The sequence below is a fragment of the Ruminococcus sp. SR1/5 genome (genome assembly GCF_000209835.1).
Taxonomy (GTDB): Bacteria; Bacillota; Clostridia; order Lachnospirales; family Lachnospiraceae; genus Blautia_A; species Blautia_A fusiformis.
The window spans coordinates 3,273,471-3,287,310 of sequence record NC_021014.1; the positions used below are offsets into that span (position 1 = coordinate 3,273,471).

14 protein-coding genes, 2 pseudogenes and 1 riboswitch are annotated in these 13,840 nt (G+C 44.0%); of the genes and pseudogenes, 3 read left to right on the plus strand and 13 right to left on the minus strand.

Annotation, left to right across the window (positions count from 1 at the left end):
* Positions 1-78 precede the first annotated feature (78 nt).
* From CK1_RS16405 to CK1_RS16440, 10 genes and pseudogenes are all read right to left on the minus strand, one after another.
* On the minus strand, positions 79-954 hold the full coding sequence (locus CK1_RS16405; protein WP_306289006.1) for a putative ABC transporter permease: 876 nt from the start codon (positions 952-954) through the stop codon (positions 79-81).
* Between the two features lie 114 nt (positions 955-1,068).
* Complete coding sequence (locus tag CK1_RS18630) at positions 1,069-1,668, minus strand: MATE family efflux transporter (protein ID WP_353611192.1); 600 nt, start codon at positions 1,666-1,668, stop codon at positions 1,069-1,071.
* 80 nt (positions 1,669-1,748) lie between these two features.
* On the minus strand, positions 1,749-2,441 hold the full coding sequence (locus tag CK1_RS18635) for an MATE family efflux transporter (protein ID WP_015527253.1): 693 nt from the start codon (positions 2,439-2,441) through the stop codon (positions 1,749-1,751).
* The gene (locus CK1_RS16415; RefSeq protein ID WP_353611265.1) at positions 2,431-2,787 is read right to left on the minus strand and encodes a MarR family winged helix-turn-helix transcriptional regulator; all 357 of its coding nucleotides are present in this window, start codon (positions 2,785-2,787) and stop codon (positions 2,431-2,433) included. The genes CK1_RS18635 and CK1_RS16415 overlap by 11 nt, the downstream gene beginning before the upstream one ends.
* Complete coding sequence (locus CK1_RS18640; protein ID WP_015527255.1) at positions 2,703-2,882, minus strand: hypothetical protein; 180 nt, start codon at positions 2,880-2,882, stop codon at positions 2,703-2,705. The genes CK1_RS16415 and CK1_RS18640 overlap by 85 nt, the downstream gene beginning before the upstream one ends.
* Before the next feature lie 131 nt (positions 2,883-3,013).
* A complete protein-coding gene (locus CK1_RS16420; protein ID WP_306289007.1) occupies positions 3,014-3,295 on the minus strand; it encodes a hypothetical protein in 282 nt (93 codons plus the stop codon).
* Between the two features lie 140 nt (positions 3,296-3,435).
* Entirely contained in the window at positions 3,436-3,744 is a 309-nt protein-coding gene (locus CK1_RS16425; RefSeq protein ID WP_015527257.1) for an MGMT family protein, read from the minus strand.
* A gap of 107 nt (positions 3,745-3,851) precedes the next feature.
* A complete protein-coding gene (locus CK1_RS16430; protein WP_306289008.1) occupies positions 3,852-4,385 on the minus strand; it encodes a methylated-DNA--[protein]-cysteine S-methyltransferase in 534 nt (177 codons plus the stop codon).
* Between the two features lie 717 nt (positions 4,386-5,102).
* Positions 5,103-6,788: a formate--tetrahydrofolate ligase gene (locus tag CK1_RS16435; protein ID WP_015527260.1), complete on the minus strand. Its 1,686-nt coding sequence runs from the start codon at positions 6,786-6,788 to the stop codon at positions 5,103-5,105.
* Between the two features lie 74 nt (positions 6,789-6,862).
* Positions 6,863-6,944, minus strand: a riboswitch (ZMP/ZTP riboswitch).
* 240 nt (positions 6,945-7,184) lie between these two features.
* Positions 7,185-8,584 (minus strand): annotated as a pseudogene (locus CK1_RS16440) (sodium-dependent transporter).
* Between the two features lie 221 nt (positions 8,585-8,805).
* Here CK1_RS16440 and CK1_RS16445 point away from each other — a divergent pair.
* The gene (locus CK1_RS16445; protein WP_015527263.1) at positions 8,806-9,534 is read left to right on the plus strand and encodes a helix-turn-helix domain-containing protein; all 729 of its coding nucleotides are present in this window, start codon (positions 8,806-8,808) and stop codon (positions 9,532-9,534) included.
* A 63-nt stretch (positions 9,535-9,597) separates the two neighbouring features.
* Here CK1_RS16445 and CK1_RS16450 read toward each other — a convergent pair.
* The 3 genes and pseudogenes from CK1_RS16450 to CK1_RS16460 form a co-directional block, all read right to left on the minus strand.
* Positions 9,598-10,447: pseudogene (locus CK1_RS16450) on the minus strand (4Fe-4S binding protein).
* A 7-nt stretch (positions 10,448-10,454) separates the two neighbouring features.
* Complete coding sequence (locus tag CK1_RS16455) at positions 10,455-10,607, minus strand: CD1871A family CXXC motif-containing protein (RefSeq protein WP_015527265.1); 153 nt, start codon at positions 10,605-10,607, stop codon at positions 10,455-10,457.
* 27 nt (positions 10,608-10,634) lie between these two features.
* Positions 10,635-11,783, minus strand: coding sequence for a TlpA family protein disulfide reductase (locus tag CK1_RS16460; protein WP_015527266.1), 1,149 nt, complete (start codon positions 11,781-11,783; stop codon positions 10,635-10,637).
* 205 nt (positions 11,784-11,988) lie between these two features.
* Here CK1_RS16460 and CK1_RS16465 point away from each other — a divergent pair, with 205 nt between their 5' ends.
* Positions 11,989-12,666 (plus strand): response regulator transcription factor, encoded by a 678-nt coding sequence (locus CK1_RS16465; RefSeq protein ID WP_015527267.1) that lies wholly within the window; start codon positions 11,989-11,991, stop codon positions 12,664-12,666.
* Between the two features lie 79 nt (positions 12,667-12,745).
* On the plus strand, positions 12,746-13,828 hold the full coding sequence (locus CK1_RS16470; protein WP_306289009.1) for a sensor histidine kinase: 1,083 nt from the start codon (positions 12,746-12,748) through the stop codon (positions 13,826-13,828).
* Positions 13,829-13,840: the final 12 nt, after the last annotated feature.

A 13,840-nucleotide genomic window follows, 5' to 3' on the forward strand; every position in this document is an offset into this window, starting at 1 on the left:
TGAAACTCTGATATTCCAAAAGAGGCAGCAGGAAATTTCCAACATTTCCTGCTGCCTCTTTATCGCATTTCATTTTTCTTATCTGAGTTTTTTCTTCAGCTCCTGGATCAGTTCAAAATAATCTCTGTGCTTCATCTCCGGGAAAGCCTTAAGGATTCTTCCCTGTCCGAATACCGTATGGTTTGTGATAGAGCTTGACAGCTCATCAAACTGTGCCTGAAGCTCCACTTTCTTCATCCGAAGCATTTCAGCAGATTTTTCTCTCTGAGCCACAGTCGCATCTCTGAGCTCTGCCTTAGCAAGAGCAACCTGAACTTTTCCCTCTCCCACCTTCTGTGCTGTATCAATGGTAGTTGTTGCCAGAGTATCACTGAGCTTATCGCTCACGATCCGCAGATCCGCACGTACCTTATCCAGTCGGGTAAGCTTCTTGTTCAGTCCTCGGATCACCGCCACTGTTACAATAAGATCAGCCAGATACACCGCATACAAAATTGCCATAACAACCCATTCCAGTGTGGAAGGTGTATGAGAAGCCTGACGCTCCACATACTTCTGAAAAACCTTTACAACCATCACAATGGCAAGTCCCCATATCAGGGAAAACTCAAGGCAAATATAGCCGTGAAAATTCAGCGGCTTATTGGAATAATCCCACCATCTCGCATGAAAGCATACATCCAAAAGCCATCCGGCAACCAGCTCTACCGCAGTTGCAAGAACGATTCCAAACAGAAAGATCATTCCCTCACTCATCTGATGTCCGCCGCTCTGAAGCGTATTAAGCAACGCAAACACGGAAAGTACACCAAATCCGTACACCGGGCATACCGGACCGTTGAGAAATCCCCGGTTTATAACCTTTCCTAAGGTTACTGCATGGAAGATAACCTCAACGACCCATCCTCCAAAAGAATAAAACAAAAAATACAGACATATCTGAAAATACGTCATCCCGCAAATCATCCTGTACTCCTCCTTTACAGCTGTCAAGATTCCGGCAGCTATTTCAGGGGTCAGTACCATCACCTCTGCCGGGGTGATTCTGATTATATCATATCACCCCTCTCATTTACATCCCTTTATCCGGTCATTCTTCCGAAACAATTTCTTTTTCACACGGGTGAAGTACAGAAAGAATCCGATGTTCAGAATAATTCCCACTGTGGTAGATACCGGTGCTGCAAGACCGATCTTGGTCAGGCTGGCATCCGGCTGGATACTCATAAAGTACGCCATTGGAAGTCGTACCAGAAGCGTCTGGATCAGGCCCTGGACCATAACCCATATGGTCTGGTTGTTTCCGTTGAAATAGCCTATCATACTGAACAGAACAGCCGTTACCAGTGTCTCCGGAGCAAACCCCTTCAGATAATCAAAGCCCTTTTGGATAACGCCGGCATCTGTTGAAAAGAATCCTGCCAGCACATCACCCTTCAGCAGGATCAGGATAAATACCAGGCATCCCACAGACAGGCCAACTCCAATTCCCGTAAGCATGGATTTTCTCGCACGTTTCGGCTTTCCTGCTCCTACGTTCTGTGAAACAAAGGAGGCCATGGACTGCATTAGGGAGCTTGGAACCAGCATGGCAAAGTTTACGATCTTACATGCAACTCCGTAACCGGAGGATGCTTCCAGACCCAGGCGATTGACAAATGCGCACAAGGCCAGGAATGAAATCTGGGTCAGGAATTCCTGAAGTGCCAGCGGCAGTCCGATCTTTAGAAAACGTCTGCACTGGGGATTCAGCCGGAAATCTTTTTTGTAATGGTAAACGGAAGCTTCTTCTTTATCAGCAGAACTACTGCAAATACAACACTTAAGGCCTGAGCAGAAACCGTAGCAATAGCTGCTCCTGCTGCATCCATATGTAACCCGGCTACCAGTACCAGATCTCCGATCACATTTACAATACATGCTACCAGCACAAACAGCAACGGAGATTTACTGTCACCAAGGCCACGGAAAATAGCAGACAGTAGGTTATACGCAACAATAAAGAAAATTCCGCTGCCACAAATCCGTACATAAGATGCAGTCAGCGCTACCGCTTCTTCCGGTGCCTGCATCAGCATGGAAATCGGATGTGCAAAGCCTACCATAACAATAAACAGCACGATAGAGATCATGGTAAAGACGATTGCAGCCCCACCGATAACGGAGCCGATCTGCTCCGGTCTTTTTTCTCCAAGATAACGTGCGATCAGAACTGTGATACCCATAGCAAACTGGATCACTACAAAGGTAACCAGATTCAGTACCTGACTTCCGGTGGAAACCGCTGACAGTCCGGATGTGGAACCGAATCTTCCAACTACAAGAAGATCGACCGCACCATAGGCAGCCTGCAGGATCAGCGCACCGAGTACCGGCATCATAAATGCAACCAGCTTCTTCAGGATATTTCCCTGGGTAAAATCTGCCTTATCATTTGTCATAATGTTCCCTCCTGTCACACATGATCTGATAAAATTTCCCGATGGTTCGGATCATATTGTCTGCTTCTTCTTCGGAAATCTCTGAAAGATAGGGCGCCAGACTGCTGAAATAATCCTGATCATACTTCCTGGAAAGCCTCTCTCCTTTTTCTGTTATGGAAATGTAAGTAACGCGCCCGTCATCTGGAGACGTAAGCTTCTGAAGATATCCCTTTGCCTCCATTTCTTTCACTGTTCTGGTAACACCCGGACGCGGAAGGTTCATGGCATCACTGATATCAGAGAGCCGGATATCCTTTTTTCCCGCTGCAGAGAATGGATCACATCCAGATACTGTATGTAGGATGGCATCACCCCCTGGGGCAGTGGCGGAAGCATATCCCGGATCCGCTTTGCCTGATAAAATGCATCAAACATCCGCTTGATTTTTTCATTTGTCATAAAAAAACTCCTCATATAATTATCTTGGTTAATTACCACTGATAATTATATGAGAAATTTATGATTTGTCAAGCATGTTTTATTTTTCTGTTACAGAGTAGCTTTCTATTACAGAGTAGCTTTCTATTAATCTATGCTTCTAATGCCTCTTTCAGAGAAGCTTCAAAGATCTCAAGTCCTTTCTCCATCTGCTCATCGGTCATGGTAAGCGGTGCAAGGTTCAGATATCTGGCCTGTGCCATCACACGCTCTCGGCTTAAATGTTCTGCATCCAGAATAGAGGAAGACAGCTGCTCTGCGGCGTTTCTGTCCTTTTCCTCCAGCACGAGTTTCCGGCTGTCGTTGGTGACACTGGGATTTATCAGAACTACGAATTCTCCTCCATGGATATAGTTATTCAATCCTGTATTCACTTTTGATGCACTGCAGGCAGTCTGCAAAATAGCCCCATCGTACAGACTACTCCAGACCGTTTTCCCCTGCTTTCAGCTTCAGAACTTCTGTAAGCTCCGGGATCTGCATCATATTTCTACTTTCTATAATTCATAAAACACTACTCCTCCCACTGATACTGCTTCATATCTACACATCCATTTGCCTTAAACTCCACACCCTCGTCTTCCAGAAGCATCTTCTGCTCTCTCCAGCCTGGTGCAGTACGCCCTGCATGGTTCACAACTCTGTGGCAGGGATACTTCCCGTAAAATTCTGCCATACCTAAGACTTTTCCTACAAGACGTGAATTTTTATCCCGCCCGATCAGCCGTGCGATCTGCCCGTAGGAGGCCACTTTTCCCTCAGGTATCTCTTCCACCACGGACAGTATCTCGTAGATTAAATCTTCATCCAGTATTTTTCCCATAATTATTCCTCCGAAATCCTGCTGGCAATTTTCATAGCATGTTTTCATAAATAAAATATCTGTCTTTTCGTGGACGCCTGCACCAGACCGTCCTCTCAGCCTGAGTTTTACAGTGCAGTTCCTTTCTTTGGAATAAACAAACGGCTCATATCTGTATATTCCAGCTTGAGAAGTGAAATTTTTTTGTCAATTCCTCCGGCATAGCCCGTCAAGCTTCCATTTGTTCCTACGACTCGATGGCAGGGAATGATAATGGAAATTTCATTATGTCCAACCGCACCGCCTACTGCCTGGGCGGACATATGGGAAGTGTTTTTCATCACTGCAATTCTGCGCGCAATTTCTCCATATGTGATCGTCTGTCCGTAGGGAATCTGTAATAAAATCTTCCACACTTCCTGTCTGAATACTGAACTGGTGGGATGAAGTGGCGGAGTAAATTTCGGTTCTTCACCGGAGAAATATACATCCAGCCATTTTTTTGCTTCTGTGAGAATTTTCGTTTCCTGTGGAACATAATCTTCCGGAAGTGTATTTGCAAAATATTTCTGTCCTTCAAACCACAGACCGGTAAGTCCGATTTCATCTGCGGCAAGTAAAATATCTCCGATTAGCGATTTATATTTGCATGTGTATACCATATTTCCCCCCACATTCATTTATCTCTACAATTTTTTCTATAGGATTCCTCTTAATTAACGCAAATGTCACATGCGCGTCCCCTCTGCGATTTCCTCGACATTGTGAGTTTTATCCCAACAAGCAGCAGGAGATTTCTGATATTCTTGACAATTTATAATATTATACCATTTTTGTTTTGAACATGCTATAATGCTGTTGCTGCCGAACCTCCAGCAGAAAGGAGGTGAAGTCCCATGACAAGTTCTATAATTACTTTCTTTGTTTCTGTTATGGCAAATGTGGCTAGCTACTTCATTTGCAAATGGCTGGGCAGAAACGACAGGCAGTAACAGCCTAAAGGATTAAACCACCTTACATAAACGGAACAAAAACCCCCGGAAGTCTCGACCACTTCCGGGGGTTTTGCTTTGCCCATGATAAGCATAATTACTTTCTTTAGCTACACACAGCATAGTCCATTCACCGCAAAAAGTCAATTATTTTCATTCGAAATATGATATAATGCAGATACAATCCTGAATGAAAGAGGTGAACACCATGCAGAAATATGTTGCTTTGTTCTTTACCCTTCTGGCCGGGAACATTGTTGGCCACTACATCTGTAAATGGCTGGACCGCCGCCATGAGCAATAGACAACAATATAAAAAGCGGCAGAGCCTCTATTTTTGCAAGCTCTACCGCTTTCTATCTGAATTCCCCTCAAAAAATCTTTATATTAGAACAGTCCTGTGATCTTACCGCTCTCGTCTACGTCGATCTTGGTTGCTGCCGGTACTTTCGGAAGACCTGGCATGGTCATGATCTCACCTGTCAGTGCAACAATAAATCCTGCACCTGCAGAAATCTTAAGATTTCTTACTGTTACCTCGAAATCTGTCGGAGCACCAAGCTTTGTCTGGTCGTCTGTTAAGCTGTACTGAGTCTTAGCTACACAGATCGGACAGTTGCCAAATCCAAGTGCCTCCAGCTGTTTCGCCTGCTTCTGGGCATTTGCAGTCAGAACCACTCTCTTGCCACCGTAAACCTTCTGTACGATCTGGTTCAGTTTGTCCTCAATGGAACCTTCCAGTTCGTATGCATATGTGAAATCATTAGGCTCTTCAACCAGACGGAGAACTTCCTCAGCAAGCTTGATTCCGCCTTCGCCGCCTTTTGCCCATACCTCGGAAAGTGCAACGTTTACGCCAAGCTCCTTACATTTCGCTTCCACAAAATCAAGCTCTGCCTTGGTGTCGGTCGGGAATGCGTTGATAGCTACCACACATGGAAGCTTGTATACATTTTTGATATTGCTTACATGCTTCAGAAGGTTCGGGATACCTTTTTCAAGAGCCTCAAGGTTCTCATTGTTAAGATCCGCTTTTGCAACGCCACCGTTGTATTTCAGGGCACGTACGGTTGCTACGATAACAACTGCACTTGGTGTAAGACCTGCCATACGGCACTTGATATCCAGGAATTTCTCTGCTCCAAGGTCTGCACCGAAGCCAGCCTCTGTGATGGCATAATCAGCAAGCTTCATAGCCATCTTTGTAGCGGTTACGGAGTTACATCCGTGAGCAATGTTTGCGAATGGTCCGCCGTGAACGATCGCCGGAACATGCTCCAGTGTCTGTACAAGGTTCGGTTTCAGAGCGTCCTTCAGAAGTGCTGTCATAGCACCCTCTGCGTGGAGGTCTCCTGCTGTTACCGGTTTCTGCTCAGCAACCTTACCGTAAGTGTATCCGATGATGATTCTGGAAAGTCTCTCTTTCAGATCCTTGATATCACTTGCAAGACAGAGAACTGCCATGATCTCAGATGCTACAGTGATGTCATATCCGTCTTCACGCGGCATACCGTTTGTTCTTCCGCCAAGTCCGTCTACTACATTACGAAGCTGACGGTCGTTCATATCCACGCAACGTCTCCATGTGATCTTTCTCGGATCGATGTTCAGCTCATTACCCTGGAAGATATGGTTGTCGATCATTGCTGCAAGAAGGTTGTTTGCCGCACCGATCGCATGGAAATCACCGGTAAAATGAAGGTTTATATCCTCCATCGGAACTACCTGTGCATAGCCGCCGCCTGCCGCACCGCCTTTGACACCGAATACCGGTCCCAGAGATGGCTCACGAAGAGCTACCATAACATTCTTTCCAAGTTTCTGCATTCCATCTGCAAGACCTACGGTTGTAGTCGTTTTTCCCTCACCTGCCGGTGTCGGGTTGATGGCTGTTACAAGGATCAGCTTTCCGTCTTTTTTGTCTGTTTCTTTCAGGAGATTATAGTCGATCTTTGCTTTGTATTTACCATACTGCTCCAGATATTTGTCATCAATACCTGCTTTCTCTGCAATCTTGGTAATTGGCTCCATTGTGCACTCCTGTGCGATCTCGATGTCACTTTTGAATCCCATAATGTTCTCCTTTCTCCGCAGCAACCGTCCGGATCTTTTTATCCCATAAAAAAGAGCAGTATCTGAATTTCTTCAAATACTGCCCAGACGGTCGACTCATCGAATCTCCGGCTCCCTCGTGGTTATCCCACAATTCCGTCAGTCACCGAAGACTTTATTAATTTGATGATTGAATACTAACATATTTATTAGTACTTGTCAAGAAATTATCAAATTATTTTTTCACTTTTAAAGTGAGCTATGTCTAATTTTCTGAATCATTTCCGTTCTATGTACTAGTTTTCTCTCCAACATTCGTACATATCTTTTTTCATCAAATCCTCTGTTGTTTAATCGTATCTTGTACTGGTCATCCGTTAATGCGACTGTCCAGACGCCATAAACATATTACCACACTTATGAAATCAAATCTGCAAATCCTGTAGATACCAGGAATAATATCAGCATTACAACCGGCACTACATAACGGATCATAAAGCGATATAACCCTGCCCGTTTGAAGTGTTCCCCATTTCGTTCCACTTCTCCTATGATCCAGTCAGGGCCGATCACCCAGCCGATCAGAATACTTGTCAAAAGTGAGATAAACGGCATCAGAAAACTGTTGCTGATATAATCCATCACATCCAGAAGCTGTCCAACAGAACCATTTGGCAGTTTAAGTTCAAAATACAGTTTGTTATAACCAAGGCAGATCAGTACTGCTGTAACAAGAGAATAGATTCCGACAGCACCACACATTTTCTTACGTGGCTTATGATAAAGTTCCATGCAGTTTGCAACCAGTGTCTCCATGACAGACACGCAGGAAGTCAGTGCCGCAAATCCCATCATCAGGAAAAATGCAATTGCCACCGGACGGCCAAATACTCCCATGGCGTCAAAAACCTTTGGAAGTGAGATAAATATCAGGCTTGGACCGGAAGCCATTCCATCATTTCCGAGAAATACAAAAACAGCCGGTATGATCATCATTCCTGCAAGAAACGCAACGCCGGTATCAAAGATCTCAATCTGATTTGTTGCTTTATTTAAATTAACTTCATTTTTCACATAAGAACCATAAGTGATCATGATTCCCATAGATACACTTAAGGAAAAGAATAACTGGCTCATCGCATCCAAAAGGATCTCCAAGAAACGTTTTACCGTCAGTCCATGAAAATCCGGTTTGAGGTAAACAGCCAGCCCCTGCATACCGGTGCGGACAGTTCCATCCGTATCAGTATGGGACAGTGTCAGTGAAAAAATGGCAATGATCACGATCAGAAGAATCAGCCCCGGCATAATGATCCTGGAAAACTTTTCGATTCCCTTTTCCACACCACGAAATACGATCCAGGCAGTCAGTGCCAGAAAGATCAGCATAAATACAATGGGTGCAATATCTGATGTAATAAATGATGTAAAGTATCCATCTGAAGCCGCATCTTTCCCATCAGAAATAATATAAGTAAAAAATATTTTGCGATCCATCCACCGATAACAGAATAATAGGTCATGATCAATGCCGGAACCAGAAACGTTAAATGTCCTAAAAATTTCCACTTTGGATCAAGAGATTCAAAAGCCCTCAATGCATTTTTCTTTGTCTTTCTCCCAAGTGCTACATCCGTTGTCAGCAGTACAAATCCAAAAGTCAGTACCAGTACCAGATAAACCAGCAGGAAAAGTCCTCCGCCATCTTTGGCACAGAGATATGGAAATCTCCAGATATTTCCAACTCCTACTGCACTTCCGGCTGCCGCCAGGACAAAGCCTATTGAGCCGGAAAAGCTGCTTCCTTTTTCTTTCATTTCAATTTCCCCTCTTCAAGTATATATTTGATATAGGCTGAAACCTTCAGCCCAACAGCTATATCTTACCTTAAATAAAGATAAGTGCAAATGGCAGAAGTTTCTTTTTACGAAATTTTATTCTCAAAAAGTTTCTTACTGCTTTACAAAGCACCTGTTTTTCCGATATAATCGTATTCAATGAAAATTAATAAGAAAAACAGATAGTATGAGGAAACAAAATGAGTGAATTTACCTGTTATGTAGGTGAACAAATAAGAAAATACCGAAAAGCCGGAAAGATGACTCTGCAGGATCTGGCAGATGCCATCCATAAAAGCCGAGCTACCATATGCAAATATGAAAACGGAGATATCTCCGTTGATATCGAAACTTTATATGAGATCAGCCAGATTCTCCAGGTATCTATGTCCCAGCTTACCACTGGTCTTCCTGAAACAGCCATTGAACCGTCCAATGCACCGGGAAAAGGACAAAAAAGCCCGTTTTTTCAGGCACAGAGGCTCTATTTTTACTTTTACGATGGACGATATCAGCGTACAAAGGATGGCGTCATCGATATTTATGAAAAAAAAGGCGAATCTGGAAAATACGAAGCAACCTTAACGATCTGTTCTGTTTCTGCCAACGGAAGAAGCAGTGAGATTTTTTACACCGGAAAAGTTCTTTACAGTGATATGCTGATCCGTTTTTCCTTTGTAAATCAGTATAACCCACTGGAAGAAGATCTCCTGTACATTTTTAATCCTCTGGAGCTTCGAGATTTTACAACAGGACTTTTGTGTGGGATTTCCAGTGCGGATCTGATGCCCTGCGCATTCAAATGTGTGATCACTTTAAAACCACAGGAGCTTACCGAAGCGTTCCGCCACCAGCTGCTTTTTACAAAAAAAGATCTGAAGCGCTGGGAACAGCTGAATATGTTACTGATAGATAATATGGAAAAGTAGTTTTCTGCAAAAAACGGTACACCTTATATTTTATAAGCTGTACCGTTTTCGTATTTTTCTGTATCAGGGTTTGCCTGCAAACCCACACCGGATTGCCTGTGTCGGACATATCTTTTTACATCTTCCACATCGGATGCACTCTGCACTGTTGGGATTTTCCGTCGGATCGACCTCCATCTGGCATATATTTCTGCATTTTCCGCAGTGAACACATTTTTCTTTATCTACTCTGTAACGAAAAACGGAAACTTTATTAAATACCGAATAAAAAGCTCCCAACGGGCAGATATACTTACAGAATGGCCGGTATATCATAATTGATAAGATAATAGTGATCACCAGGATTGTATTTTTTCCACATGTACAGCCAGCCTACTGCACTTCGCATGGATTTGTTCAGCAGCACCAGAGGGATACCTCCTTCCAGTGTTCCTGCCGGGCAGATCAGCTTGCAGAAATATGGTGCTCCCTGGCCCATGATATCTACTACAAACATGGGAAGTATGATCACAAATACAAGAAAGATCACATATTTCAGTTTTCGCAGAAGCTTATCTCCCCGAAATGTCCGGATCTTCTTTGGAAAAGGAATCTTGTTCAACAGATCCTGGATCAGTCCAAAGGGGCAGAGAAATCCGCACACCAGTCTTCCAAGCAACGCTCCTACAAAGATCAGAAATCCAGCTACATAATATGCCATCTTGAAGTTCCAGCTTCCGATCACAGCCTGAAGGGAACCAATAGGGCAGGCCCCTCTTGCCCCGGGGCAGGAATAACAGTTCAGCCCCGGAACACAGACATTTTTCAGTTTTCCGGTATAGATCTTTCCAGTCACAAACCCTGATATGTGACTGTTTGTAAGGGCCGCCCACAATGCCTGGATCCCATGCCGCGGCCATTCATTTATTTTCATCTTCTTATTATCCAATGCCAATACACTCCATACAGATGTTGATCGCTTTTGTAAAAACTACAGACACCTCGCCCCTGCAGATTCCCAGTATCATCAGTAAAATCCCCAAAACCGCCAGAGCAGGTCCGATCCACCTGGATGCTGTTATTTTCCGAATCATTTTTTCACTCTCCGTAATGATCATCTTTTACTTTGAAACGTTTTTAAGCTCTTTTTCCACGATTTCCTTCCATTCGTCCAGTGTATGGCTTCCTGTATAGGTATCACCTACAATGTTTCCATCTTTGTCAACAAAAAATGTTTCAGGAAATGCGGAAATCCCCTGCAGACGGCCATTCATCATAGTAGTATCCGGTATCAGGAACGGATACTCTGCTTTTGTTTTTTCCTGAAGAATGCCTGCTTTTTTTACTGCCTCCTCGTCCTGATTTCCCTTTTCATCTGTAGTATCAAGCACCACGCCTGCTACTCCGACGCCTTTCTCTTTCATTTCTTTATAAAGCTCCTGAAGTTCCGGAATCTCTTTTACACATGGTGAGCACCAGGTTGTAAAAATATTTACCAGCGTCAGGTCATAGTCACTGAATACTTTTTCTGTATATGTTTTTCCATCTATTCCTGTTGTTTCAAATTTTCCTACAGATTTTACATCCTCCGGGTTGACGCTGGTATCCTGTGGCTGTTCAAACACGGAAATATTCTGATACGGTGTCATTTCCGTAATGTCGGTTTTGATCTTTTCCAGCTCCTTTGTCAGCTTTTCATCTGCATCTTTGTTGGTGCTCAGATAATATTTGTATTTCCCGTCACTGCTGCTTCCAAGCTCTTTATGCTCTGTACAGCCTGTGATCTCATCCAGTTTTTTCTGTGAAGCTTCGTCATAAACGCCAATTGTACCAATTCTGTCCAGACCTGCCACCCAGTCGTCATATCCGGTTCCCATCTTCTGTATTTCGGCATTTTTCTGTTCCTCTGTCATTTTGCTCCAGCTTACATAGGCATATGTCACTGCATTGGTCTGATTCTCAAAATCTTCCGTAGTAAGCATTGCAATGCTCTGATCCTTGATCTGATTTAACAGCTCCTTCGAAAGTGAAAGCTTCAGTCCCAGAAACGGATATTCATAAGAATCCTGTGCCTTGCAGGTTACGTCGGAAGGCTTAAATGTACCTGCTACCAGATCTGATGAAACTGCCTCTCCATCCACCGCCATTGCCTCTCCGATATCTGCTGTTTCCGTGCTTTCTGCCGCCGTTACCGGTACGCTTCCAAATGCAGATATTCCTAATACCGCTGCTGCCATAAGTGCTGTTATTTTCTGTGTTCTTAATTTCATTGTTTATATTCTCCCTTCTGATATCACCGGCCCATATCCGGAACCGACGTATATTTTATATGTAAATCTTGCTCTCTGTAGCCTTACTATATCATCCCCTGTATAAAATCTCTGTTAAGAAGTGAAAAAATTTACAGGAATTTTATGCTATACATGATATGATAGATAACAAAGCAAAATCAACTGTTTTTTAGGAGAATTTATTATGCATATATTGATAATCGAAGATGAAAAGCAGCTCTGCCAATCTATTGCGGAGGGACTTCGCATGGATGGCTATGAAGCGGACACATGTTTTGACGGGGATGAAGGACTGGAATTATGTCTGGTGGAAAATTATGATCTCATCCTTCTTGATCTGAACCTTCCAGGCGTTGATGGTCTGGAAATCCTGCGCCAGTTTCGGGAATCCGATACTTCCACTCCCGTTTTGATCCTCTCTGCCAGAGGACAGATCCAGGACAAGGTTGAAGGGCTTGATCTCGGTGCCAATGACTATCTCACAAAGCCTTTTCATTTTGAAGAGCTGGAGGCACGGATCCGAAGTCTGACACGAAGGAAATTTATCCAGCAGGATGTATGTCTGCAATGCGGACGTATCAGCTTTGATACCCGTACAAGAAAGGCCAGTATCGATGGACTTCCTCTTTCTCTGACCCGAAAGGAAAGTTCTCTTCTGGAATATTTCCTTCTTCATCAGAACCGTATCATAAGCCCAGAAGAAATGATCGAGCATATCTGGGACGGAAGCGTCAACAGTCTCAGCAATTCCATTCGTGTCCACATTTCTTCTCTTCGAAAAAAGCTGCGCACGGCTCTCGGCTTTGATCCGATACAGAATAAGATCGGCCAGGGTTACATTTTAACGGAGGATATACAATGAAAAAATAACCGGAAAGCTATCTCTTCAATGGCGTCTGACACTGATCACTGCGCTGCTTATGACAGTCACCTGCATTCTGATGTATTTTTTTATCAGTCAGTCTGCAGTTGCCGGAATGGAGGATCTGGGAGATTACATGATACGGATCGATAACACAGATTCTGCTCCCATCACCTTTAATATGAATCCCTCCGTCTTATTTCCGGAGCTTTCCGATCAGCTGCAGTTAACCAAAAAACTTTTTCTCACCAAAGGACTCATGGTAACAGGGATCATCATCCTTCTCAGCAGTATCTGCACTTATTTTATCAGCCGTCAGGCATTACTTCCGCTTCGCAGACTCAGCCAGGAGGTAAACCAAATAGAGGTCCAGAACCTTTCAGAGGCTCTTGAAGTTCCTGCTACCAATGACGAAATTTCCCGCCTGACCATTTCATTTAACAAAATGCTCGCACGCCTGGATGAGGCCTTTACTGCACAGAAGCAGTTTTCTGCCAATGCAGCCCATGAGCTTAGGACTCCTCTTGCCGTTATCCAGACAAATCTGGAGGTCTTTGCCCGCAGGGAAACACCTGCTTTAAAGGATTATCAGGAGATTTTTTCCATGCTCCAGGAACAGACCGGGCGACTTTCCCATCTGGCTGAAATCCTCCTGGATATGACCGGTGTACAGACTGTTGAACGTTCCGAAAGGATCTCTCTGGCAGCACTGACGGATGAGGTTTTCTGCGACCTGGCTTCCGTAGCGGAACAGAAAGAAGTTGAACTGATCCAGCAGGAAGGGGACTGCATCATTACCGGAAGCTATCTGCTGCTGTATCGCGCTGTGTACAATCTTGTGGAAAATGCGATCAAATACAATCACTCCGGTGGAAAAGTAACCGTAAATATCCATCTTTCCGAAGAAATAACAGATACATCCACGTCTGTCAATTATGTCTTTCTTGAAGTCTCCGACACCGGAATCGGCATTCCTCCTGAATATCAGGAAAAAATCTTCACCCCGTTTTTCCGTGTGGACAAATCAAGAAGCCGCGCTATGGGAGGTGCCGGCCTGGGGCTTGCACTTGTCAGTGAAATTGTCAGACAGCATAACGGACAGGTAAAAGTACTGGAAAGCAGCAAAAAAGGCAGCATAATTGCAATTATGCTGCCAGTCTGAACATGTTTGTAT

Excerpts from the sequence above, each read along its gene's own strand:
- CK1_RS16405 (WP_306289006.1), bottom strand. The coding sequence starts at position 954 with ATGACGTATTTTCAGATATGTCTGTATTTTTTGTTTTATTCTTTTGGA.
- CK1_RS18635 (WP_015527253.1), bottom strand. The coding sequence starts at position 2,441 with ATGACAAATGATAAGGCAGATTTTACCCAGGGAAATATCCTGAAGAAG.
- CK1_RS18640 (WP_015527255.1), bottom strand. The coding sequence starts at position 2,882 with ATGACAAATGAAAAAATCAAGCGGATGTTTGATGCATTTTATCAGGCA.
- CK1_RS16425 (WP_015527257.1), bottom strand. The coding sequence starts at position 3,744 with ATGGGAAAAATACTGGATGAAGATTTAATCTACGAGATACTGTCCGTG.
- CK1_RS16430 (WP_306289008.1), bottom strand. The coding sequence starts at position 4,385 with ATGGTATACACATGCAAATATAAATCGCTAATCGGAGATATTTTACTT.
- CK1_RS16435 (WP_015527260.1), bottom strand. The coding sequence starts at position 6,788 with ATGGGATTCAAAAGTGACATCGAGATCGCACAGGAGTGCACAATGGAG.
- CK1_RS16445 (WP_015527263.1), top strand. The coding sequence starts at position 8,806 with ATGAGTGAATTTACCTGTTATGTAGGTGAACAAATAAGAAAATACCGA.
- CK1_RS16455 (WP_015527265.1), bottom strand. The coding sequence starts at position 10,607 with ATGATTCGGAAAATAACAGCATCCAGGTGGATCGGACCTGCTCTGGCG.
- CK1_RS16460 (WP_015527266.1), bottom strand. The coding sequence starts at position 11,783 with ATGAAATTAAGAACACAGAAAATAACAGCACTTATGGCAGCAGCGGTA.
- CK1_RS16465 (WP_015527267.1), top strand. The coding sequence starts at position 11,989 with ATGCATATATTGATAATCGAAGATGAAAAGCAGCTCTGCCAATCTATT.
- CK1_RS16470 (WP_306289009.1), top strand. The coding sequence starts at position 12,746 with ATGTATTTTTTTATCAGTCAGTCTGCAGTTGCCGGAATGGAGGATCTG.